Genomic DNA, 21,626 nt, shown 5'->3' on the forward strand with positions numbered 1-21,626 from the left:
TATTACCCGAAAGGTATACTCTCATACCGACAAAAACATGGATGCATTACGGGTGAATTGTGCTTACCGATACCAAACTGAAAAACCTCAAGCCGCAGGAGAAACTGTATAAGGTTTCCGACCGTGACGGGCTGTATGTCGCCGTGCTCACGTCAGGCTCTGTCTCGTTCCGCTACGACTACCGCATTAACGGCCGCCGGGAAACCCTGGTGATTGGCCAGTACGGTCGTGACGGTATCAGCCTGGCGGAGGCACGCGAGGAACTCATTGCCGCCAAAAAGCTGCTGAAGGCAGGCCAGTCGCCAGCTGCGGCGAAGCGTGACGGTATCAGGCAGATCGCCGGTGCCGAAACATTCGCGGTATATACCGACGCCTACATGAAACACGTCACCCTGGCCGACAGCACCCGCGCCATGAAGCAGGCGGTGATTGAACGGGATATCATTCCGGCTCTCGGCAACAAGATGATGACTGAGATCACCACCAGAGTGGTGCGAGACCTGTGCGATCGTATCGTAGAGCGTGGCGGCCGGGCGACTGCGATTCAGGTCAGGGAGATAATCAGCAGCGTATACAGGTACGCCAACGACCGCGGGCACGGCCTGTTCAATCCGGCGGCCGACATTAAGCCATCATCAATTGCCATGTTTAGGGCGCGCGAAAGGACGCTGTCGCCTGAGGAGATCGGCATATTCTTCCGCGCGCTGGATGACGTCGGCGCTATGGGCACCATGAAGATGGCGCTGAAGTTGGTGCTGCTGACGTTGGTTAGAAAAAGCGAATTCACTTACGCGACATGGCAGGAGATCGATTTCAAGAACTGGACATGGACGATCCCAGCAGACCGAATGAAGGCCAGGCGCGCGCATGTGATTTACCTGCCGAAGCAGGCGCAGGATCTGCTGGTCGGCTTGCAGATGTGTGCTGGTGGCAGTGAATACCTGGTGCCCGGTCGCTACAACTTCCGCAAACCATTATCGAATGCCGCGCTGAACTCGCTGATAGACCGGACCGTGGAAACCATAAACAAAGACGGCGAGAAAATACAGGATTTCACCGTACATGACCTGCGGCGGACGGCCAGCACGTTGCTGCACGAAGCGGATTATCCGTCAGACTGGATAGAGAAGGCGCAGGCTCATGAGCAGAAGGGCGTGCGTGCGGTGTACAACAAAGCGGAGTATGCCCGTCAGCGCGCCTATATGTTGCAGCAGTGGGCGGATATGGTTGATGCCTGGATTAACGGGGAGCACACCGATCTGGTGCCGTTCTCCCCGTCTAAATTTGAGAAGTGGTTGGAAGGAAAGGATTAAGCTGCCTCCCGTCTTGCCAGGCGGGAGTTGCCATATGCCATAAGAGTATCGCGTTCAACCGTTGTAAACTCGCAATGGGTTCTCGGGTATGGCTTCCAGATGAGCAGTAAGGATCCTTTGTTATTTCCTGATACTGGTTTGCCGGTGACCGGATTAATAAATGCCAGCCTCCCGGCGGTGATGAATCGAACCTCGCTGGCGGTCTGGATTGCCTCTTTGAACCAGCCAACCGATGTGTCTGCCGGAACCAGCATGACAGTGCCGATCTGATTAGCGCTTTCGACTGCGGCCTTCTTTACGAACGGCATAATGTCGCTGTACGGCGGATTCATCCAGACGTAGCCAGGAACATTTAGGTAATCAGCCCATGGCGTTTCCAGGGTGTTCTGCTCGACAGTGATGAACTTGCGGCACAGTGCGTTATGTGGCGCCGCGGCTGCATCCAACTGGAAGCAGAACTCGGCATCTAGCGCTGAGAAGATAGCTGGTGGCGTGCGCCATAAATCACGCTGATCAGCTGGCGTATTACTTCCGGCGAAATCAGTCATGCTTCACCGCCTTCCGACTTCTCAGATTCTACAGCAAGAGACTCCAGCTTATCCATAAACATTGCGGACAGCATTGCGTACTCCGCGTCTGTGGCTGCTGGCATTGGAACAAATCGGATGCCGAACGAGGCGAGCATATTTGCAGCCTCGAGGCACTTTCTTAAATCTGCTGGTGATGCTTTGTTCATGCCGCCACCTTCTCGTTGTTCATCAGCTCAGCCAGGCGCTGAGCCTTCAATGGGTTTCTGATAACGTCGCCGTTCGGTGCTACCCATCCACGGCGAATGATGGAATAGGGCAGCGTCACACTGCCCACGGTGATCCCGTCGTGCGGGTTAGTCATAAACCACCCCGCGACATCCGATCCCGCTGTAGTCCAGATGCGGTGTGCGGTTCCCTTTGGTGATGCACTGCTGTCGGCGCACCGCGATACGGGCGCGCTCAACTTCACCAACAGCCGCATCCAGGCACTGTAGCCAGAGACGGGCTGCGATTCGGTAGTGCCCGCGGCGCTCGCGCTCGATGGCCCGGCTTTCGATCTCCATTGCTTCCGGCGTTACTGCCACCACTCTTTCAACACGGCGCTGCGACACGTAGTCTTCGTGATAGCGCTCAAGCTTCGTCTTTTTCATCTGATCCTGACCTCTAAACTGATTACCGCCGCTAGCCACATCAGGTAGGCGACCACGGCCAGACACATGTACACATCTGACCATCTTCCGATATGCTTCTTCAGCTCCGTCATGCTGCTGCACTCACTGATGCACCCTTCACTGGCCGATACTTCCGCAGCTCAACCGGTGGCTTTTTTCCCTGGAATTCGTCCGGGCTGTTCTTTCTGCGATCGTCAAGCCACTTCTCCACTTCTTCCTGGGTCCATGCCACTTTCCCATCAGTGATGTACCAGCGTTTAGGGAATTCGCCATCACGCTCCAGTCTGTCAATCGTGCTCCATGACAGTGGCACCACCTCAAGGAGTTTTTTCTTACTCAATGCACCTTTCATAAATACCTCTCTTGGTTGCAGGTGTGGCGCCGTGGCGCCACGGTGGTGATTACATAGGGACTTCGTTCAGCTCATCGCGGCGGATGGTGTACACGTCAGTGGCTTTAGCCAGTCGGTCATCATCATTGGCGAGCTTGCTGGCAACGTATTTGTATGCCTTATCGAGATCCTTCAGCGTGTTGTAGTTCATCGCTGCGTCAGTGAATGCGTACAGTATTTCTTCCGGATCGCGGTCATCACTGCCCTTTTGTTTCTCTTCCTGGTGCTGTTCAGGCTTGGAGTTGATCAGCTTGTTCATGCCTGATGCGGTGGCCGGTACTGGCGTGATATCGCGCTCAACGCGCGGCGCTGTCTCCTGCAATTCGTCAGGGGTGTACACGCCCATAATGACGTCTGGGCAATGCAGGCGTGACCAGCGTTTTGTCGCCAGGTATGCTAGCTGTTGTTTCGGATCGCTTGCCCAAAGCGTGGAGTTTCTTACCTGAGCCTGAGACAGCATTAACTCAAGCACTCGAGGCTGATCCTCTCCCTTCATGGTTGCCCATACGCGAACACCGCAGCCTTCTTCGTCTTTAAGGGTCCATCCAGGTGCGATATATGGGTTGCCGTTTTTGGATGTTTTCTCAACAAACTTTCCGATCACGCGTTCCCACGGACCGAACCACTCATAGTTGATGCGATCTTTTGTTGGGGACATGGTTGAGATAACTGCGTTTACCAACTGGGCTTCATAGCCTAGCGTTCCGCTCACAACATGAGTTTTCTGTGCCACGGCGAACGGGTTCATTCCCCACTGCGCAGCCTGCATTGCTACAGCCATGCAATCAGCTGGCTTCCCGGCGAGGTGAGCAGGTACCGCCACACGGCTTTGTGCCATAACTTCGGCGAACTTCATCAGTTGGTTCAAACCCTCAGGGCTGAAAATTGTTGCAGCAGTTCCAGCGATTGCCGTGTCTACTGGTGCATTGATGTTTGCGATGTCGTTGCTCATACGTACATATCCTGTTTGCGTGCCCACTCAGGGCGTTTAATAATTTCAAATCCACCCCATTCGCCTGACTCCCGGCACTGGTGGTAGGTATTCAGATCCAGGCGGAACAGTGTGTGCCCGGCATCTACGTCCAGCGCATCCAGTTCAAACACACGAACCGGGTAGCGCCCGCAGTCGATGGTTTCGCTCACTGCCAGGAAGAAGAATCCGTGAGGTTCTCCGGTGGTCTGCTGCGCGCCTTCGCGGTACATGGCATCCTGAACGTGGTACCGGAATTCCTCGATGTGGCGGGCGAACCTCTCCATGTCTGCAACCTTCTTCACGTCCAGCAGAACCGGATGATTCTTCAGGCGCTTATCTGGGCGAATGCGGCACAGTTCGCCAGTCTCAGGATCCGTCCAGTAATGCGATGCTTCGCAGAAACCTTCCGCTTCAAGCAGCCAGCGCGCAGCCGGGTGTGCCATCGCGCTGTCGCGCATAAGTTTCAGCTTGCGGCCCTGTTCGGCATCCATCACCGTCATGCCCATGTTCTCAACATCTTTCAGGAAGGCTTCCTGATCTGCTTTCCCCTGATTGGTTCTGAGGTTGAACTGCGGCGCCACAATAAAACGCTTATCGAATTCTTCCGGCTCCAGCAGCAGGCAGTGCAGGGCAGTACCCATATCCAGCGCCTTCAGCTTTTCGGTGTCGACCGGTGCTGCCTTCTGCCACTGCAACAGGGCCGGGCTCAACGCAACCATATCCAGTTGCGACTTACTCACGCCGTCGCCTGCGTGGTAATCCTCGTTGCTGATGTCGAAATAAATGCCTGGCTTCATGCCGCGTTCCTCGCCGTGTCAAGCTGGTCAGCCAGATCCCACTTAGCGATGATGCTGGTGAGCGCGCTCTGGAATGCAGCGAGAGTTTCTTCAAACTCCGGGCTCATCATCAGCTCTTCAAGAATCTCGGTGCGCACGCCTTTGCGCTCCAGCTCGTAGAAAGGTTTCTGCAGCTGGTGGTGCTTAATAGCATCGATCAGCTCTACCTGGCGCTCGTAGTGCAACTGGCTCAGCTGGTAGTCGCTGTCGATGCTGGTCATGATGCTTTTCAGGTTATTGATCTGCTGAATGTTCATACGCACCTCAATACTTGATAGAAACTGCAGACACCTTCCCGCTGACTATGGCGATCAGCGCTTTCTCTGCCATTTCCTGCGGAAGACCGCTTTCGATCAGGTCTGCAATAGCCTGACGGTTGATGGCGCGGCGGTGCTCTTTGTCAGCTGCGCGGCGAGCTTCTTCGTCGGCGATGCGTTTCTGTTCTGCCAGGCGCGCGGTTTCAGCCTCCTCCTGACGGCGGCGCTCAGCTGCGATAGCGTCATTCTTTTCCTGCTCCGCTTTTTCCGCAGCAGCTTTTGCTTCACGCTCTGTTCGTTCAGTTGCAGCTCGGGCTTCAGCTTCACGGCGTACAGCAGCATCAATCTCGGCCTGTGCTTTTGCTTCTGCATCACGCCTGGCCTGCTCTGCTGCTTCCCGGCGAATAGCCTCTTCTCGTTCGAGACGTGCTTTTTCTTCAGCCTCTTTGCGCAGACGTTCAAGCTCAGCTGCTTCATGCTCGCGCTTTTGTGCCACTGCCAGCGATGCTTCCAGCTGCTGAATGGTTGAGTCTTTCGCAACACCAGCCTCGGCTGTACGTTCCTGCCAGCATTCATCCAGCACCACGGATTTAGCTTCCTGAATGCGAGCCTGTATATCAGCAGATGGCAGGTAGTTACCGGCGGTGTCTGTCACGTCAGCCAGTGAACGCAAATCCACAAGACGCTGCTGCAGTGCTTCTGTGCGTGATTTTTCCGCGTCTTCCCACTCGGTGAGTGGGCGGCGTACTTCATCGCGAAGCTGATCACATTCAGTCACAAAGCGGCGCAGCTCGGCCTCAACCACTTTCGGTTGTTCCTTCAGGCGTTTCAGGTAATCACGGCCTGGCTTTTCAACGGCAGTTTTGCTGCGCGATACCTGGGCGGCCAGTGATGCGATACGGGCGCGACCTTTAGCAGTGCTCAGGTCAGGAACTTCGTTGACGCCTTCACGAATCTGTTCAAGGAACTTATCCAGACCGTTTTCAACGTAAATGCTTGGCGCCAGGTCCGGCGCGATTTCGATGATTGCCAATTCACTCACTTGCTCACCCCCATATCCATTTCAGTTTTGACTGCCATCTTGGTGACAAACGCCCAATTGATGGCCTCATGCAGAGTGCGGCACTTGGTGCTCATCAGCCCGCACGCCGTAACGCAGTACCAACCGTTGATGATTTTCCACTGCATAATTCGTTACCTCAGTGTTACCGTTGAGGTAATAATTATCCCTATGTGGTTTGAAGTCAATAGGTATGATTATAAAAAATTACCCGTGTGGTAATGATGCGGGCAATAAAAAAGCCGCTCAATGGCGGCTTAGTGTCTGAAATCTATAGTTTTACTGTTGTGATTTACCGTTCTGAACAATCACAAAATCGACGTAGCTCTCAATCTTGCTTTTCTCACTCTCAGGTAACAATGCGTAGCGGGCCCGGTCGTAATGGATAGTCGCCGGGTCGCGGGGATGGATGAGCAGCTCATAGCCGCGGCGCCCGAACGCGCTGGCAATCGCCTCCAGGGTGGAGATGGAAACACTAACCTCATTGTTCAGCATGCGCTGGATTGTCGCCTGGGCAACTCCGGACGCTTTCGACACCTTGCCCTGAGACGACAGGTCGCGGTTGTTCTGCATCCACGCTTCGAGATTATGGGCCGCCAGCTGGCCGATATCGGATGGGGTGATCTCCTCCTGGGGGATGGCAACAGCAGATAAAGAGTGGTCAACGTCCAGCCAGTTTGACGGCTTGTTGGCCGCCTTCTCAATCTTTCGCGCCACCGTTTCGCCGACAACCTTCTGCCCGCGGACCCAGCGGTTCACCAGGTTTGCCTGAGTTCCCAGTTTTTCCGCCAGACGAGTCTGCACCCCGTTAAAGTCACGGTCGATGATATCGTTAATATTCTGCCTGCGGATATCCTGAATACTTTTCATGTTCTGGTGAATCGCCTCATATATGAATTAGTTAGTGGTTCAATTAAAAGCGAATTTACCTCACAGGTAAATGCACCCGACAGGTAACAAACCTTGATTTTTATTACCTTCTGGGTGAATATTTGTTATCTGAAATTAATATCAGGCAATAGCTATGAGCGAGAACGAAAAATTCGACTTCAAAAAACACTGGTTGCAACTCACTCCTGATGAGCGAAATGCCTTTGCTGACGAGGCCGGAACGACCAGTCATTACATCCAGACGCATCTGACAGGCCGCCGGAAAATGCCCGGTAAGACATTGATGAATGGACTGTTTAAGGCATGCAAACTACGCGGCTGGGTAAGAACAAAGCCGGAACTGGCTATCTTTTTCTACGAATAAAACCTCCTTCAAACCCCCATCAGGCCGCCTTCTGGCGGTCTTTTCATATCTATTCAGCCCTCTCAGGTAATAATGATCCGAATATGGTTGATCTTTTTTCGGCCATCGCACAAAATTACCGTAATAGTAAACGTCAATGAGGTCGCGCAATGGAGATTATCACTCGTCTGGACGCTGCAAAGGCAGGTCTTAAGCGTTATTACACCGGTAAAAAGTGCAAGCACGGTCATGACAGTGAGCGCTACGTCTACAACGGTCATTGCGTTGAGTGCGCCATCAACTCCAGCCTGCGCCGCCAGGCGGAAATTAAACGGATTATGGATGAAGCTGCGAAAGGCAACGTGCCGGAGGTGATCTGATGGCCAGCAGCTGGATTAAGGTCGAGGTTATCACCCCTGATAAGCCTGAAATATTTCAGATAGCCGAGCTACTGAACATCGACCCGGATGCCGTTCTCGGGAAGCTGGTTCGAATCTGGGCATGGGCCGATCAGCAGACAATAGACGGTAACGCTGGCAGCGTTACAAAGGGAGTACTGGACAGACTCGCTTTTATTACAGGATTCGCTGATGCACTGATCACTGTTGGCTGGCTCGCATATGTCGACGAAAAGCTGGTACTGCCTAACTTTGAGCGTCACAACGGTGAATCATCGAAAAAACGGGCACTTACAAACAGAAGAGTCGCAGAACACCGGAAACGTGAAACGCAAAATGTAACGCGCACAGCGTTACAAAAAGAGTTACCAGAGGAAGAGGAAGAGGAAGAGGAAGATATAAATAAAACCCCTCTCTCTGCGCGCGAAGAAATTCAAATCCCTCCCGTTGTCATTTCAGGTATCGGAGAGCCAATCGGCAAATTCACCATGCATGAAAACTGGCAACCGTCAGATGACTTTGTCATGCGCGCCAGAATGTGGGGGCACGCACTGCCAGCTGACGGGTACAAGAAATCAGACCTGATTGAATTCATCACCTACTGGATGGCGGAAGGCAATGTGATGCAACACGTGCAGTGGGAGCAGAAGTTTGCCCGGCTGCTGATGAACAGGAGAAAAAGAGCGGCAGGAAAGCGCGGTGACAGCTCTGACGATGACGTACCACACTGGAACAGCCCTGAAGGCTGGAAGGATTTCTTATGAATAACGTATTCGCAGCAATTCAGAATCGTGATGCTGGTGCAATGGCTCGCATGATGGGACCGGATAATCACCACGATCAGCAGGACAACGTTGTAAACATGAGCGCAGAGCGTCTCGTCGATGCCCTGTTCAAACAGCTTAAGCAACTTTTCCCGGCGGCAGAGCAGACCAACCTGAAGACCGTGCAGCAGGAAACCGACGCGAAGCGCCAGTGGATCGCCGCATTTGCCGAAGGTGGGATCCGTACCCGCGAGCAGGTATCAGCAGGTATGCGCCATGCCCGCGCCAGTGAATCACCGTTCTGGCCGTCGCCCGGACAGTTCATCAAGTGGTGCAAGGACAGCAAGATGGTGCTGGGCGTGAGCATCGAGGACGTGATGGGGGAGTTCCACCGTTACGCCAAAGAGAAAAGCCTCCAGCCTGGCGGACCGGAACGGTTCCCGTGGCGCCACCCGGTCATGTACTGGATTGTGTGCGATACCCGCCGTGCGATGTATCAGCGCCAGCTGAGCGAGATTGAAGTCGAGAAGCATGCGCGCAAACTGCTGGAGGAATGGGCTGCGAAAGTGGCGGCCGGTCACCAGATTCCGGATCCGGTTCTGAGCATCCAGGCGAAGCCAGAGCCGATACAAACGCCAGCGGACACAGGGGGGAATGCTTACCACCCTCCAGGAAAAAGCTTCGGCTGCATGCCGAATGCCGCAACCCTGGGAGGACTGACATCGGCCCAGTGGCTGATGGAGGAGTACCGGCGAGGGAAAGCGGCAGGACTCATCAGGTAGCACCGGCGCGGCAGCGCATTTTTTTACGCCAGTATAATTACCTTACAGGTAACAAAAAATGCGCATAGCTATTGATTTTAACTCTAATGTGGATTTAAATTACCTAATGGGTAAATCATGAGAAAGCAGTTACAGGCTCTTGGTCGACTCAAGACAGGCCAGATGAACAAGACGGAATCTGCGTACTACCAGCACCTAGAGCAGCGCAAACATGCCGGGGAAGTGGTCTGGTACAGGTTCGAAGGTATCAAGCTGAGACTGGCTGACAACACGTTTTACACGCCTGACTTCGCAGTGATGCTTACCACCGGTGAGATGGAACTGCACGAGGTGAAAGGTTTCTGGACCGACGACGCCAGGGTGAAAACCAAAGTCGCAGCAGATCAGTATCCGTTCCGCATCATCGGCGTGACAGTGAAGCCGAAGAAAGCCGGTGGCGGATGGAATGTCGAAGTTTTCTAAATCGACGATCCTTTTTCATATCAACGTAATCAATAACTTATACGGGTAAGCGGGGGTAAAGATGAAACCGAGTTATGAAGAACTTGAAGCCAGATGCGCGGCGCTGGCTGCGGAGCTGAGTGCAGTTGAAACAATTCACAACGACGCCGTGTTCATCACAGACGAACACTATGAGCAATGCCCGCCGGAAGTGCAGAAAATGATTCGTTCACTGGCGGTGTTGCAGATTCCTGCGTACCAGGCTTTCCTGGCTGAAGTGCGAGCCGCCGCGGTAGACGAAGTTTGCCTGAAAATTAGCAACGCAATTATTAATTGCTATCAAGATGAAATGGTCGGGCTTGATGAAGCAGCAACTATCTGCGGTGAATTCGCCGCCCAGCTTCGCAAAGGAGTGCAGTCATGAGCATTCAACCAAAATACGGGAAATTATCCCCAGAGCAGCAAGCGATAGCCGATGAGCTATTCGGTGGTATGCCGATTTACAAGCCAGAGCGACCTGAGATGAATATTCCTCAAATTACTGAGACTGGCCGCCCAATGAGCAACATCGACAAAAAGGCGCGTGATATGGAACGTGAATATTTCATTCTGAGCACTGCACACACCCAGCGTGGCGACCCGTACATCACGCTGTGGGCAGCGGATGATAGCGGCTACCGGTGTCGATGCCACACAGCAGGGCGTTATGCTGAAAGCCATGTGCTATCCAACCTCGGCTACTACAACAACGGCGTTCAGACTGTGGCGGTTCCGTGCGATGTCGCCGAGCCATTGTCTCACTCGGTCGCTAAAGGCTTCTTTGACGATAACGATGGTCGCTGGCTTCGTAATAACGCAGCGACCTGGAAAGAACTGCTGAAGCATGTCATTGCCGCGCCTAAGCACGTTCCGGCACCAGAATATCGCGGAGCACCGCGCAAGGTTGAGGAATAACCCATGAGCACTATTACCAAAGAACAGGCCAAAGACCTCCGAAATGCATTCGAGTGCTGGCAGCAGGACTATGACCCGGTAGAAGACAAAGAGCAGTACGATATGTTTGAACTCGGCATGGTAGCCATGGATGCGCTGCTGGCATCGCTCGAAGTGGAGCCGGTGGCGTATGTCATTCAGGATAAAGCAGACAGAAAAGAAGGAAATCGAGGACAATTAAGCTTTAAATCAGTCGAGCAATATCATGAGAGAGATATTAACGAGCATGAGTTAACTGCAACACCGCTCTACACCGCCCCGCCAGCGCCGGTATCTGTACCTCCCCAAAAATCCTACATGGATTTCATGGAGCAGTACGCTGGCATGACATCGCAAGAGGCGATTGAGCGATCGTATGGATGGAACGCCTGCCGCGCCGCCATGCTTCAGGGTGCCGATCCTGTAACGAAGGCTTACAAGTTGCCGGAAGAAACAGGCTCATCGCTGCAGTTACGCAATCTCATCCGGCAGCGCCATGCTGAGTGGTCACAGGCCACGTTCGGCGATGTTGGCCCAGTAGGTCCGCTTAAACACCTCAGTAAAGAAGCACTGGAAGCAGCGGAGGAGCCTGAATACCTCAGCGAGTGGGCTGATATGCAGTTCCTGTTGTGGGATGCCCAGCGTCGCGCCGGTATCAGTGATGGTGAAATCACAGCAGCGATGGAAGAAAAGTTGAAGGTGAATATGGCTCGCCAGTGGCCAGAGCCCAAAGACGGTGAGCCGCGACTGCATATCAAAGCAGCACCGCAGCAGGAGGTGAAGCCGTGAGCAAATCAGAATTACTTCAAAAGTTAGCCTCGCTTGCTACAGAGTGTCACGCACTGGCCTGTGAATTGGATCTTGGCGATGAACGTACTGAGATGTTCGAGATATACAACGTGCTGAGAAGTCTTGGACGCAGCGGATATGCAAGCCAGATAAGCAAAGCTACTAACCCGCTTCTGTGGGCTGTTGACGATAACGACGATGATTGGGATGAGGATGATGATTGATGCCTAACCCATTCTACATAGTGATGTTGGCCATTCTGTGTATGGCAGTGATTTATGGTTGGCTGCCATGGTGAGCAAACTCAAACAGCGGCGCTTGCGCCGCCTTAAAGCCGACGTGGAATGGTGGCGCGAAGAGGCTGAGTATTGCCGCTCCCGCCTGATGGAGCTGGCCGGGGAAATCGACAGGCTCAAAAAGCAAGTTATACACGTGCCGATGCCGGTGGTGGTGCCAGCGGAGATCAACCAGCGCATCAACGTGAAAGGTGCGTTTGCCATGGGGATCGAACGCTATAGCGACGCGATGCTGAAACTGGCGAAGAAGGAGGATGGTGATGGTTAACGTAACCCAGGAATCGCTGGCCGCCCGCATCGCGGAACTGGAATCCGGCCCGCGCTCGCTGAAAGAGGATTTTGCGTTGCAGGCGTACCGGATGCTGTTGCCGCATATCAGCGCGGACCCGAATGAGTTCACAGAGGTCTGCGGGCCGGTATTCTATGATGCTGTTCATGCCCTGGAAGCAAATATGTACCACCTGAACATGGATGATGTTGCATTCGAAATTGATGGCGAGACGATTGCACGCAGAACAGGACCCAGAAGTCGTCACGAGCCTGAAACTTTTTACCTCAAAAGAAAATTTGTCGGGGTGAGCAATGGCTAAGACAGCAGCAGAGCGCAAAGCAGCGCAGCGCGCGCGCCAGGCTGAAGCCGGTGAACGCAAGCTGGAGCTGGTGCTCGACGAGCAGGAAATGGAAATGCTGGCGCGCAACTGCGCCGGGCGCCGACCAGGCCGTGAGCCATACGAACTGAGCGAATATATAGCGCTGCTTATCCGCCAGGATGATGCGCGGGTGCGTGGCCGCATCAAAGCTATCAGCGCCAATCGGTGCGGCAGGTGCGGTGACAAATTACCGGTTGCTGACTGCTGCCTGAAGGAGGAGGAATCCTGCTGGGCAAGACTTGGCTGGCATGAAACGAAACTTGCAGTGTGACAGGTCACGAATTGGAGAGAGGGTGGCTATCAGATCTTGGCCTAGGAAACTAAGGATTCTGATAGCCAACGGAACTCAGTAAAGCAGTTGGGATTATGCACCAATAAATCCACGTTACCAACCTATTTGTCTTCATAGCGGCAAATGTTGACTAAATCCTCACATGATTATACTGTTTAAATGTACAGTATTTTTATGTGAGGTTCTATTATGGGCTTTCCATCTCCGGCAAAAGACTACGCAGAAGCAACTCTCACCATCACCAGCCTGTGCGGCTACGACGGCAACTGCCGCACCATCGAGACGTCGGCGGGCTATGCAATCATCAACGTTTCGCACAAACCACATCCGGGTGACACCGTGCTGATTTCGTATTGCGGCCGCACGGAGTTCGCCGTTGTGCAGGGCAAGGCGCTGATCACTCCTGACGGTGAGGCGCTGGAAGGCGAGGCGCTCGACGACACGACAGTATATGGCGTGGTGACCCACTTCCTGAACCGGGTAGACAATCAGCGGCCCGACCCGATACCAGTCATGTAACATCTGCGCGGGCGTGATAGTATTACCCTCATGGTAATAAAATTACTCAGGTGGTAATGATGCCCGCAACGCCAAAAACCCACAAACGCAAATCAACGCAATATAAGCCTCTTACAGCGATGCAGGAGGCTTACTGCCAGTCCTACATTAAGTCACCTGAAAATCAGTCTCAGGCGGCGATTGACGCAGGATTTTCGCCTAATACGGCAGCCGTCAAAGCCAGCGTGATGATGCGCGACGAAAGAATCCAGAAACGAATCGCCGAGCTGATGGAGGAACGCAACAAGCGAAACCGCGTCAGCGCTGATTACGTCCTCATGCGCCTGGTGGAAATCGACCAGATGGATGTGATCGACATTCTCGACGATGAAGGCGGACTGAAGCCGATTAGTCAGTGGCCTAAGGTATGGCGCACCTCGCTCAGTGCTATGGATATCAACCGGATTCGGATGGCCGGCAAGGATGACGAAGATGATATCGAGTCTACGCTGCAGAAAATCAAATGGCCGGACAAGGTGAAGAACCTCGAGCTGATTGGTAAGCATGTCGACGTTAATGCGTTCAAAGAGCGCCTGGAGGTTTCTGGCACTGTCACCATCGCTGACCGCATGGCCGCAGCGCGCCGCCGCGTCAAAGAGCAGGCTGGTGGTGAAGAATGACAGCAGCAGCCATGTCGCCGGAAGAGCAGCTCGTCGAGGATATTGCTTCGTTCACGTATGACCCGCTGGGGTATGCGCTGTATGCGTTCCCGTGGGGTGAGGAAGGAACAGAGCTAGCACACGCCACCGGTCCGCGTAAGTGGCAGGCTGATGCATTCCGCGAGATACGGGATCACCTTCAGAACCCCGCGACGCGTCACCAGCCGCTGATGCTGGCCCGCGCATCTGGCCACGGCATCGGAAAGTCCGCTTTCATCTCGATGCTGATTAACTGGGGTATGTCTACCTGCGAGGACTGCAAGGTGGTGGTGACCGCCAACACCGACAACCAGCTGCGCACCAAGACCTGGCCGGAAATCATCAAATGGTCGAACCTGGCCATAACGAAAGAGTGGTTCACCTGCACCGCCACGGCGATGTACAGCAACGATCCGGGCCACGATAAACGCTGGCGCGCTGACGCAATCCCGTGGTCTGAGCACAACACCGAAGCGTTCGCCGGGCTGCACAACGAGCGCAAGCGCATCATTGTGGTATTCGACGAAGCGTCCAATATTGCCGATCTGGTCTGGGAGGTTGCCGAAGGTGCGCTGACGGATGAGGACACAGAAATTATCTGGGTGGCGTTCGGGAACCCGACCCGTAACACCGGGCGTTTCCGCGAGTGCTTCCGTAAATATAAACACCGCTGGAAGTGCGCGCAGATTGATTCACGCACCGTGGAAGGCACGAACAAACAGCAACTCCAGAAATGGGTGGACGACTACGGCGAGGACAGCGACTTCGTGAAGGTCCGTGTGCGGGGGATATTCCCTGATGCGTCAGAACTCCAGTTTATCCCGACCGGGCTCACTGACGAGGCTATAAAGCGCGTAGTGACCGCCGGGCAGGTGGCGCACGCACCGGTGATTATCGGCGTCGACCCGGCATATTCCGGCGTGGATGATGCGGTGATATACCTGCGCCAGGGGCTGCACAGCAAAGTGCTCTGGACCGGCAACAAGACCACCGACGATCTGATTATGGCGAAGCGCATCGCTGACTTTGAGGACCAGTACCAGGCTGACGCGGTATTCATCGACTTTGGCTACGGTACCGGGCTGAAGTCCATCGGTGACGGCTGGGGCCGGATGTGGCAGTTAATACCGTTCGGTGGCGGCTCTACCGATCCGCAGATGCTCAATAAGCGCGGCGAGATGTTCAACAGCTGCAAAACGTGGCTGAAGTTGGGCGGCGCGCTGGACGACCAGGAGACGGCGGACGACCTGTCAGCGGCAGAGTACAAAGTCAGGGTGGATGGCAAGATCGTCATTGAGCCGAAGGAAGATATCAAAGAGCGCTTGGGCCGCTCGCCGGGCAAAGGTGACGCTCTGCTGCTGACGTTTGCTTTCCCTGTCACGAAGCGCCTGCGCATCCCTGGGCAGGAGAGTCAGCAGGGGAAAGCGGTCACAGATTACGACCCGTGGAAATAACAAAGCCCGCATTAGCGGGCTTGTTCGATGAAACAAACAGACAAAATAGGTTCTGTCCGAGCTGGAGAAAAACCACTAATCTGTGGTTTTTACTGCCAGCTGGTTACACGGCGGAACCTATCTCTTGGCAATGATTTGCCTCAGCTCATCGCGGATAAATTATTTAAATTCCTTCAGTTGAAGATTGCTTCTGAGGTAGATGCTTTCCTGGGTAAAATGCCAGTCAATACCATCAGGAAGGATGAAATCCCACTGCACGTATCCCGCACCAGTAAGGTGAACACGTTGCTTTGTGAAAAGCTCTTGGTCACCATCAGCGTTAAGCGGCGCCATTGCTAACAACTCGTTTTCGTGTGAGAAGTGTTGCTCTTGCATATTCGGTTCCCGTTAATCTCATTCAGGCAGTATACACAAAGCCCGCGCATCGGCGGGCTGATTGTGACATGTCACGGCGTTATTTTGCTGGTTCTGCCAGCCAGTCATCAGCGAACAAATCACCCTGAGATGGAACCCAACCAGGCTGCATAATTCCCTGTGCGTTTTTCAGGTCGAGATGTGGCGCGATAGTGAATTCACCAGTAATTCCAGCCTTAGCATAGTCACTACCTGGTCGAGGTTCGCTGACTGTATATCCGCCTGCTTTAATGACAAACTGACCTTTGCCATTCCATCCTTCGCGATAAATTTTTGCGCCGGATTTAACTGCCTCAAGAGCTTCACCAAATTTCATTCTCATCACCTTAAAAAAATGCCCGGACGAACCGGGCGAATGATCAACGGAGTGCCTTCCTTAGCAGTTACGGGTTTACAGCGCAACGTCATCGGAATGGCGTTCTGCTGTAAAAAGGGCGGTGGTCAGAAGTGGGAGCAACTGCCACCGCCAAAGCTACACGCATTGCCTGGTACTGCCGTATCACGGTCCTAACGTGATTCTTTTGTGGTGGCTGGTGCTGAACTCCAGCTCAGTGGCGCGGTGTTTCAATATCGTAACCGCCCGTTCCATCCGCGTTCGATCAGTCCATATGCTCGCTTAGAACGTTTCGCCTGCTTATCTTTTCTCAACCGTTTGACGGTCAGCCCCGCCATTCACCACAACTGAAAAAGAGCGGTCCACCTTCACCATGCTTTGCCTGCCACCATTGGGATTGGTTACTTCAGCAGTCGAAGGGTACAGTTTTTCACGCCCGCGCTCTTTCAGTTGCATCCTCGTCTCTTCCGAGGTGTCACACCGTATCGCCACGATGGTGAGTCGTCATGTCGTGCATACCGATAACACTGACTTGCACATTCCGGTTACCCGCTCAGGGGATAAGGAAACCAAGGAACCCTGCCGGACCGCTGCGGCACATGTGCCATATACCGTACTGCTCACACCTAAAAGCGCACTCACCAGTTTTGATTTAGCGACAAGACCTCACAAACCGATATCGAAGTGCGCTTTCATGTTGTGTTACCTTAAGGGTAATAATTGCACGGCATTCTGTCAATACACTACGTAAAATAATCCGTATATGGTTAAATTGGTAATAATTTAATCGTGTGTGAGGTTATCGCTATGTGTATCGGCAGCAAGCCATCAGTGCCAGCGGCACCAGAAGTTCAGGCCGCACCTCAGGAGCAGGACGCTGCTGTGGTCAGTGCCCGCGATGACGAAGAGCGCCGCCGCCGCGCAGCAGCAGGCACCAAGTCGACAATGCTGACCGGTGCTCAGGGCGACACCTCCGCAGCCAACACCAGCGGTAAAACGCTGCTCGGTCAGTAACGGAGCGCGCAGAGATGGCGGAGACCGAAAAAGAGCGGCTGCTGAAGCAGCTCGCACAGCTGAAGAATGAGCGCACATCGTTCGAGCCACACTGGCGCGACCTGAGCGACTTTATCAATCCGCGCGGTTCCCGCTTCCTGACGTCAGACGTTAACCGTGACGATCGCCGCAACACCAGAATTGTTGACCCGACAGGCTCAATGGCTCAGCGCATTCTGTCCAGTGGCATGATGTCCGGCATCACCAGCCCGGCCCGTCCATGGTTCAAGCTGGCTACGCCTGACCCTGACATGATGGATTACGGCCCGGTTAAGATCTGGCTGGAAGTCGTACAGCGCCGCATGAACGAAGTGTTCAACAAGTCGAATTTGTACCAGTCTCTGCCCGTTATGTACGCCAGCCTGGGTACTTTCGGTACCGCCGCCATGGCTGTGCTGGAAGATGACCAGGACGTGATCCGCACAATGCCTTTCCCGATTGGCAGCTACTACCTGGCAAACAGCCAGCGCGGCAGCGTCGACACCTCATTCCGCCAGTTCTCCATGACCGTGCGCCAGCTGGTGCAGGAATTCGGCCTGGACAACGTGAGCACGTCAGTCAGGAGCATGTGGGATAACGGCACGTATGAGACGTGGATAGAGGTTAACCACTGCATCACGCCAAACATCAACCGCGACAGCGGCAAGATGGACAGCAAGAACAAACCGTATCGCTCTGTCTATTTCGAGACAGGCGGCGACGCCGACAAATTGCTGCGTGAATCTGGTTTCGATGAATTCCCAATTCTGGCGCCGCGCTGGGAAGTTAATGGTGAAGACGTTTATGCGTCCTCGTGCCCTGGCATGCTGGCACTCGGTCAGGTTAAAGCACTGCAGGTTGAGCAGAAACGTAAGGCTCAGCTCATCGACAAAGCCACTAACCCGCCAATGGTTGCGCCGTCGTCGCTGAAGAATCAGCGCGTTTCCCTGCTGCCAGGTGATGTGACTTATATCGACGTGGTGAGTGGCCAGGACGGTTTCAAGCCTGCTTATCTGGTCAACCCGAATACCGCCGACCTGCTGGCTGACATTCAGGACACCCGCCAGACCATCAACAGCGCCTACTTTGTAGACCTTTTCATGATGCTGCAGAACATCAACACCCGCTCAATGCCGGTGGAAGCGGTGATCGAGATGAAGGAAGAGAAGCTGCTGATGCTCGGCCCGGTGTTGGAGCGTCTGAACGACGAAGCGCTTAACCCGCTTATTGATCGCGTGTTCTCCATCATGGCGCGCAAGAACATGCTCTCTCAGCCTCCGGACGTTATGCAGGGCATGCCGCTGCGCATCGAGTACATCTCCGTTATGGCGCAGGCGCAGAAATCTATCGGGCTCACCAGCTTGTCGCAGACCGTTGGATTCATCGGACAGCTCGCACAGTTCAAACCTGAAGCGCTCGACAAGCTCGACGTGGATCAGGCTATCGACGCGTTCTCTGAAATGTCAGGCGTATCGCCAACCGTCATCGTTCCGCAGGAGCAGGTGCAGGGAATTCGTGAAGAGCGCGCCAAACAGGTTCAGCAGGCACAGGCCATGCAGATGGGTATGGCAGCGGCGCAGGGTGCCAAGACGCTCAGCGAGACGCAGACCACTGACCCAAGCGCGCTTACCGCTCTCACTAACGCAGCAGGAGCGGCGCAGCAATGACGTATATCGACGATGAAGAACGCAAAGCGGAACTGGAAGCTAAGCAGGAGTTGCTGGCTCAGCGCGACATCGACGACATCCAGTTTGTTATGGGTAGTGAGCATGGTCGCCGGGTCATATGGTCGCTGCTGGAGAAAGGCCAGGTATTCGGCACCTGCTTCAAAGTAGACCCGTACATCACCGCATTCAACGAAGGGCAGCGCAACCTGGCGCTGGTGTTACTGCAACGCGTCATGACGCACTGCCCCGATCAGTATCTGAAGATGGCCGCAGAGGCCAGTGAACAGGAGTAACCATGAATTTATTTGAACGTTTGCTGCATCGCCGTCTTTGCAATGAGCAACCAGCTGATGGTGGCGCTGCACCGGCGCCGTCTGAGCCAGCAGCACCTTCCGCCGAAGCTCCAGCACCTGCAGGCGAACCGGCGAAACAAGAAGGCGAACAGCCCCAGGCTGGCAAGCCTAAGGACGACAAACCCGCTGATGGTGAAAAGCCAGCAGACAAGCCTGCTGAAGAAAAAGACCAGAAGCAGGAAGGCGCGCCGGAGAAATACGAATTTACAGCTGGTGAAGGCGTTGAGCTGGACACCGAAGCGCTGAAGGACTTTGAGCCGGTTGCCCGCGATCTGAACCTGACCAATGAGCAGGCGCAGAAGTTGGTGGACGCGTACCCGAAAATTCTGGCCGGTGTTCAGCAGCGTCAGGCAGAAGCCTGGCAGGCACAAACAGAACAGTGGGCCGCTGACGTGAAGGCTGACAAAGAGATCGGCGGCGACAAGCTGACCGCAAACCTCAGCGCAGCGCAGCGCGCTCTGGACCAGTTCGGCACGCCTGAGCTCAAAGAATACCTGAACACTACCGGTCTTGGTAACCACCCTGATCTGGTTAAGACGTTCGTGAAAATCGGTAAAGCCATGTCTGAAGACGGCATGGTCGATGGCAGTAATCAAGGCCAGCGTAGTGCGGCCGAAGTGCTCTATGGCAAATAAGAGAGGATATAACCATGGCTGTTAAAGGCTTAACTGCGCTGACGCTGGCAGACTGGGGTAAGCGCATCGACCCAAACGGGAAAATCGATAAAATTATCGAGCTTCTCGGTCAAACCAACCCGATCCTGCAGGACATGCTGATCGTTGAAGGCAACCTGCCAACCGGTCACCGCACCACCATTCGCTCAGGATTGCCGCAGGCCACCTGGCGACTGCTGAACTATGGTGTGCAGCCAAGCAAATCAACCACCGTCCAGGTGACCGACTCAGTCGGCATGCTGGAAACCTATGCCGAAGTCGATAAGTCTCTGGCCGATCTGAATGGCAACACCGCTGAATTCCGCCTGTCTGAAGACCGTGCGTTCATCGAAGGCATGAACCAGCAGATGGCGCAGACGCTGTTCTATGGTGACACCAGCGTGAACCCACAACAGTTCATGGGGCTGTCCTCCCGTTACTCCAGCAAGTCTGCTGGCAACGGCCAGAACATTATCGACGCTGGCGGTACCGGTACCGATAACACCTCCATCTGGCTTGTGGTATGGGGTGAAAACACCGTGCATGGCATCTTCCCTAAAGGTCAGAAGGCTGGCCTGCAGATGGAAGATAAAGGCCAGGAAACCCTGTTTGATGCCAATGGCTGGCGTTATGAAGGCTACCGCACCCACTACAAGTGGGATAACGGACTTTCCCTGCGCGACTGGCGTTACGTTGTCCGCATCGCCAACATCGATGTGAGCGATCTGTCGGTTCCTGGTTCTGCAGCAAACATCGTCAGTCTGATGGTGAAAGCGCTGCACCGCATCCCTAACCGTGGCATGGGTAAGCCGGTGTTCTACATGAACCGAACCGTTGGTCAGGCACTTGACCTCCAGTCTCTTGATAAAGCCTCTCTGGCTCTGTCCGTAAAAGAAACTGAAGGCGAATTCTGGACCACGTTCCGTGGCATCCCAATCCGTGAAACCGATGCGATTCTGGAAACAGAAGCGCGCGTTGTTTAACGCCTGTCATTAACTGATGGGCCTTAACCGGCCCATAAATGGAGAAAGAAAATGATCACCGACAAACTGTTGATGTTCTCCGAAGCGCAGGCGGTTACTGCTGGCGGCGCTTCAACTGACGTTATCGACCTCGGTCCTATCGACGGTACCCGCCGCGATATCGGCGTTGGCCAACCACTGGAGTTCTGGGCAAACGTGAACACCACTGCAACCGCAGCTGGTGCCGCTACCCTGAACGTACAGCTGCAGACCAGCCCGGATAACTCAACCTGGACCACGCTGTACGACAGCGGCACGCTGGCACTGGCGGCGTTGACTGCTGGTAAGCGTCTGTTCTCCGCCAAGGTTCCGGCCGGTGTCCAGCGCTATCTGCGCGTCAACTACGTGGTCGGTACCGGCCCGCTGACCGCTGGTGCGTTCACCTCGGGTATTAACCTGGATGTTGACAACAACACTCCATACTACCCAATCCGCTCCAAAGTGACAGGCTAAGGTGGCTGCGATGGAAAAAGCAAAATACCGCGTCCTGCGCTTATCACATATTCATAACAACCTCTGGCCTGAAGGCTCAGAAATTGAATATGACGGTGAGCCAGGATCGGCGCTGGAGCCGATCAACGCAGCGGCGAAGGCGGCAAAGAAAAAGGCAGACCAGAAGCGTGGAATCGTGCCCGTTGATTCTCAACCTGAGCCAAAGGTTGAAGATGATAGCGCTGAAGAGACCGGCAGTAACGATGCCAATACCTTCAGTGAAGATGAAGCCTCGTTACGTCAGCAGTACGAAGAACTTTTCAACAAGAAGCCTGGCAACATGAATGTTGAAACGATCAAAGAGCGTATTGCTGAAGAACGGCAGAAACTGGGCGTCTGAGCCTCGCTAATCAAACAGGG

36 protein-coding genes and 1 pseudogene are annotated in these 21,626 nt (G+C 54.2%); 23 read left to right on the forward strand and 14 right to left on the reverse strand.

The features are described from left to right. The first annotated feature begins 59 nt into the window (after positions 1-59). Complete coding sequence (locus ACOTXF_RS11545) at positions 60-1,313, forward strand: tyrosine-type recombinase/integrase (protein WP_270588778.1); 1,254 nt, start codon at positions 60-62, stop codon at positions 1,311-1,313. Here ACOTXF_RS11545 and ACOTXF_RS11550 read toward each other — a convergent pair. The 11 genes from ACOTXF_RS11550 to ACOTXF_RS11600 form a co-directional block, all read right to left on the reverse strand. Next, the gene (locus ACOTXF_RS11550; protein WP_247169859.1) at positions 1,310-1,861 is read right to left on the reverse strand and encodes a phage N-6-adenine-methyltransferase; all 552 of its coding nucleotides are present in this window, start codon (positions 1,859-1,861) and stop codon (positions 1,310-1,312) included. The two genes, ACOTXF_RS11545 and ACOTXF_RS11550, sit on opposite strands and share 4 nt — an antisense overlap. After that, entirely contained in the window at positions 1,858-2,049 is a 192-nt protein-coding gene (locus ACOTXF_RS11555; RefSeq protein ID WP_270588775.1) for a DUF1382 family protein, read from the reverse strand. Before ACOTXF_RS11555 ends, ACOTXF_RS11550 begins: the two co-directional genes overlap by 4 nt. Next, positions 2,046-2,204 (reverse strand): DUF1317 family protein, encoded by a 159-nt coding sequence (locus tag ACOTXF_RS11560; protein ID WP_270588774.1) that lies wholly within the window; start codon positions 2,202-2,204, stop codon positions 2,046-2,048. Before ACOTXF_RS11560 ends, ACOTXF_RS11555 begins: the two co-directional genes overlap by 4 nt. Continuing rightward, positions 2,197-2,493, reverse strand: coding sequence for a PerC family transcriptional regulator (locus ACOTXF_RS11565; RefSeq protein WP_032634921.1), 297 nt, complete (start codon positions 2,491-2,493; stop codon positions 2,197-2,199). The genes ACOTXF_RS11560 and ACOTXF_RS11565 overlap by 8 nt, the downstream gene beginning before the upstream one ends. A 109-nt stretch (positions 2,494-2,602) precedes the next feature. Continuing rightward, positions 2,603-2,866: a helix-turn-helix transcriptional regulator gene (locus ACOTXF_RS11570; RefSeq protein ID WP_048982975.1), complete on the reverse strand. Its 264-nt coding sequence runs from the start codon at positions 2,864-2,866 to the stop codon at positions 2,603-2,605. A gap of 49 nt (positions 2,867-2,915) precedes the next feature. Next, positions 2,916-3,857 carry a RecT family recombinase gene (locus tag ACOTXF_RS11575; RefSeq protein ID WP_316937083.1) on the reverse strand — a complete coding sequence of 314 codons (942 nt, stop codon included), beginning with the start codon at positions 3,855-3,857 and terminating at the stop codon, positions 2,916-2,918. After that, positions 3,854-4,675: a PD-(D/E)XK nuclease-like domain-containing protein gene (locus tag ACOTXF_RS11580; protein WP_316937082.1), complete on the reverse strand. Its 822-nt coding sequence runs from the start codon at positions 4,673-4,675 to the stop codon at positions 3,854-3,856. Before ACOTXF_RS11580 ends, ACOTXF_RS11575 begins: the two co-directional genes overlap by 4 nt. Further along, positions 4,672-4,971 carry a hypothetical protein gene (locus ACOTXF_RS11585; RefSeq protein ID WP_316937081.1) on the reverse strand — a complete coding sequence of 100 codons (300 nt, stop codon included), beginning with the start codon at positions 4,969-4,971 and terminating at the stop codon, positions 4,672-4,674. Before ACOTXF_RS11585 ends, ACOTXF_RS11580 begins: the two co-directional genes overlap by 4 nt. A 7-nt stretch (positions 4,972-4,978) precedes the next feature. Further along, positions 4,979-6,013 carry a hypothetical protein gene (locus ACOTXF_RS11590; RefSeq protein ID WP_316937080.1) on the reverse strand — a complete coding sequence of 345 codons (1,035 nt, stop codon included), beginning with the start codon at positions 6,011-6,013 and terminating at the stop codon, positions 4,979-4,981. Continuing rightward, positions 6,010-6,159, reverse strand: a complete 150-nt coding sequence (locus ACOTXF_RS11595; RefSeq protein ID WP_162843058.1) for a hypothetical protein — start codon at positions 6,157-6,159, stop codon at positions 6,010-6,012. The genes ACOTXF_RS11590 and ACOTXF_RS11595 overlap by 4 nt, the downstream gene beginning before the upstream one ends. Before the next feature lie 151 nt (positions 6,160-6,310). Continuing rightward, the gene (locus ACOTXF_RS11600) at positions 6,311-6,901 is read right to left on the reverse strand and encodes a helix-turn-helix transcriptional regulator (protein ID WP_270588767.1); all 591 of its coding nucleotides are present in this window, start codon (positions 6,899-6,901) and stop codon (positions 6,311-6,313) included. A 154-nt stretch (positions 6,902-7,055) separates the two neighbouring features. Here ACOTXF_RS11600 and ACOTXF_RS11605 point away from each other — a divergent pair, with 154 nt between their 5' ends. From ACOTXF_RS11605 to ACOTXF_RS11675, 15 genes and pseudogenes are all read left to right on the forward strand, one after another. After that, complete coding sequence (locus ACOTXF_RS11605; RefSeq protein WP_270588765.1) at positions 7,056-7,286, forward strand: hypothetical protein; 231 nt, start codon at positions 7,056-7,058, stop codon at positions 7,284-7,286. Between the two features lie 149 nt (positions 7,287-7,435). Further along, entirely contained in the window at positions 7,436-7,645 is a 210-nt protein-coding gene (locus ACOTXF_RS11610) for a hypothetical protein (protein WP_023242720.1), read from the forward strand. Then, entirely contained in the window at positions 7,645-8,427 is a 783-nt protein-coding gene (locus ACOTXF_RS11615; protein WP_247169855.1) for a DnaT-like ssDNA-binding domain-containing protein, read from the forward strand. The genes ACOTXF_RS11610 and ACOTXF_RS11615 overlap by 1 nt, the downstream gene beginning before the upstream one ends. Beyond that, positions 8,424-9,209 (forward strand): replication protein P, encoded by a 786-nt coding sequence (locus ACOTXF_RS11620; protein ID WP_421635263.1) that lies wholly within the window; start codon positions 8,424-8,426, stop codon positions 9,207-9,209. Before ACOTXF_RS11615 ends, ACOTXF_RS11620 begins: the two co-directional genes overlap by 4 nt. Positions 9,210-9,326: 117 nt before the next feature. Then, the gene (locus tag ACOTXF_RS11625; protein ID WP_270588752.1) at positions 9,327-9,671 is read left to right on the forward strand and encodes a DUF1064 domain-containing protein; all 345 of its coding nucleotides are present in this window, start codon (positions 9,327-9,329) and stop codon (positions 9,669-9,671) included. Between the two features lie 61 nt (positions 9,672-9,732). Beyond that, on the forward strand, positions 9,733-10,074 hold the full coding sequence (locus ACOTXF_RS11630) for a hypothetical protein (RefSeq protein ID WP_316381502.1): 342 nt from the start codon (positions 9,733-9,735) through the stop codon (positions 10,072-10,074). Next, complete coding sequence (locus tag ACOTXF_RS11635; protein ID WP_270588751.1) at positions 10,071-10,604, forward strand: hypothetical protein; 534 nt, start codon at positions 10,071-10,073, stop codon at positions 10,602-10,604. Before ACOTXF_RS11630 ends, ACOTXF_RS11635 begins: the two co-directional genes overlap by 4 nt. 492 nt (positions 10,605-11,096) lie before the next feature. Next, positions 11,097-11,408: pseudogene (locus ACOTXF_RS11640) on the forward strand (dATP/dGTP pyrophosphohydrolase domain-containing protein); the annotation flags it as partial. After that, positions 11,408-11,635 (forward strand): hypothetical protein, encoded by a 228-nt coding sequence (locus tag ACOTXF_RS11645; RefSeq protein WP_270588750.1) that lies wholly within the window; start codon positions 11,408-11,410, stop codon positions 11,633-11,635. The pseudogene ACOTXF_RS11640 and the gene ACOTXF_RS11645, both read left to right, overlap by 1 nt. Positions 11,636-11,702: 67 nt before the next feature. Beyond that, positions 11,703-11,975, forward strand: coding sequence for a hypothetical protein (locus ACOTXF_RS11650; protein ID WP_270588749.1), 273 nt, complete (start codon positions 11,703-11,705; stop codon positions 11,973-11,975). Continuing rightward, entirely contained in the window at positions 11,968-12,297 is a 330-nt protein-coding gene (locus ACOTXF_RS11655; protein ID WP_270588748.1) for a hypothetical protein, read from the forward strand. The genes ACOTXF_RS11650 and ACOTXF_RS11655 overlap by 8 nt, the downstream gene beginning before the upstream one ends. Beyond that, positions 12,290-12,628, forward strand: a complete 339-nt coding sequence (locus tag ACOTXF_RS11660; protein ID WP_270588746.1) for a hypothetical protein — start codon at positions 12,290-12,292, stop codon at positions 12,626-12,628. Before ACOTXF_RS11655 ends, ACOTXF_RS11660 begins: the two co-directional genes overlap by 8 nt. A gap of 210 nt (positions 12,629-12,838) precedes the next feature. Then, positions 12,839-13,168, forward strand: coding sequence for a hypothetical protein (locus tag ACOTXF_RS11665; RefSeq protein ID WP_270588745.1), 330 nt, complete (start codon positions 12,839-12,841; stop codon positions 13,166-13,168). A gap of 56 nt (positions 13,169-13,224) precedes the next feature. After that, positions 13,225-13,827, forward strand: coding sequence for a terminase small subunit (locus ACOTXF_RS11670; RefSeq protein WP_270588744.1), 603 nt, complete (start codon positions 13,225-13,227; stop codon positions 13,825-13,827). Further along, positions 13,824-15,299: a terminase gene (locus ACOTXF_RS11675; protein ID WP_270588742.1), complete on the forward strand. Its 1,476-nt coding sequence runs from the start codon at positions 13,824-13,826 to the stop codon at positions 15,297-15,299. Before ACOTXF_RS11670 ends, ACOTXF_RS11675 begins: the two co-directional genes overlap by 4 nt. Before the next feature lie 159 nt (positions 15,300-15,458). On the opposite strand, the gene ACOTXF_RS11680 is transcribed toward ACOTXF_RS11675, so the two are convergent. From ACOTXF_RS11680 to ACOTXF_RS11690, 3 genes are all read right to left on the reverse strand, one after another. After that, positions 15,459-15,674, reverse strand: coding sequence for a hypothetical protein (locus tag ACOTXF_RS11680; RefSeq protein WP_270588739.1), 216 nt, complete (start codon positions 15,672-15,674; stop codon positions 15,459-15,461). A 79-nt stretch (positions 15,675-15,753) separates the two neighbouring features. After that, positions 15,754-16,029 carry a DUF2829 domain-containing protein gene (locus tag ACOTXF_RS11685; protein WP_250021023.1) on the reverse strand — a complete coding sequence of 92 codons (276 nt, stop codon included), beginning with the start codon at positions 16,027-16,029 and terminating at the stop codon, positions 15,754-15,756. Between the two features lie 318 nt (positions 16,030-16,347). Next, positions 16,348-16,503, reverse strand: a complete 156-nt coding sequence (locus ACOTXF_RS11690; protein WP_213782868.1) for a hypothetical protein — start codon at positions 16,501-16,503, stop codon at positions 16,348-16,350. A 351-nt stretch (positions 16,504-16,854) separates the two neighbouring features. Between ACOTXF_RS11690 and ACOTXF_RS11695 the strand changes: the two genes are divergently transcribed. The 7 genes from ACOTXF_RS11695 to ACOTXF_RS11725 are packed head-to-tail and all read left to right on the forward strand — an operon-like array spanning position 16,855 to position 21,606. Beyond that, positions 16,855-17,061 carry a hypothetical protein gene (locus ACOTXF_RS11695; RefSeq protein WP_048982097.1) on the forward strand — a complete coding sequence of 69 codons (207 nt, stop codon included), beginning with the start codon at positions 16,855-16,857 and terminating at the stop codon, positions 17,059-17,061. 14 nt (positions 17,062-17,075) lie between these two features. After that, positions 17,076-18,746 carry a portal protein gene (locus ACOTXF_RS11700; RefSeq protein WP_270588723.1) on the forward strand — a complete coding sequence of 557 codons (1,671 nt, stop codon included), beginning with the start codon at positions 17,076-17,078 and terminating at the stop codon, positions 18,744-18,746. Then, positions 18,743-19,039 (forward strand): hypothetical protein, encoded by a 297-nt coding sequence (locus ACOTXF_RS11705; protein ID WP_270588722.1) that lies wholly within the window; start codon positions 18,743-18,745, stop codon positions 19,037-19,039. Before ACOTXF_RS11700 ends, ACOTXF_RS11705 begins: the two co-directional genes overlap by 4 nt. Before the next feature lie 2 nt (positions 19,040-19,041). Next, the gene (locus ACOTXF_RS11710; protein WP_270588719.1) at positions 19,042-19,734 is read left to right on the forward strand and encodes a peptidase; all 693 of its coding nucleotides are present in this window, start codon (positions 19,042-19,044) and stop codon (positions 19,732-19,734) included. A 14-nt stretch (positions 19,735-19,748) separates the two neighbouring features. Continuing rightward, positions 19,749-20,735, forward strand: coding sequence for a major capsid protein (locus ACOTXF_RS11715; RefSeq protein ID WP_270588716.1), 987 nt, complete (start codon positions 19,749-19,751; stop codon positions 20,733-20,735). Between the two features lie 51 nt (positions 20,736-20,786). Further along, positions 20,787-21,227 carry a Bbp16 family capsid cement protein gene (locus ACOTXF_RS11720; RefSeq protein WP_270588714.1) on the forward strand — a complete coding sequence of 147 codons (441 nt, stop codon included), beginning with the start codon at positions 20,787-20,789 and terminating at the stop codon, positions 21,225-21,227. Between the two features lie 10 nt (positions 21,228-21,237). Beyond that, a complete protein-coding gene (locus ACOTXF_RS11725; protein WP_270588713.1) occupies positions 21,238-21,606 on the forward strand; it encodes a hypothetical protein in 369 nt (122 codons plus the stop codon). Positions 21,607-21,626: the final 20 nt, after the last annotated feature.

The organism is Enterobacter cloacae complex sp. IR53041, from assembly GCF_049238285.1.
Taxonomy (GTDB): domain Bacteria; phylum Pseudomonadota; class Gammaproteobacteria; order Enterobacterales; family Enterobacteriaceae; genus Enterobacter; species Enterobacter roggenkampii.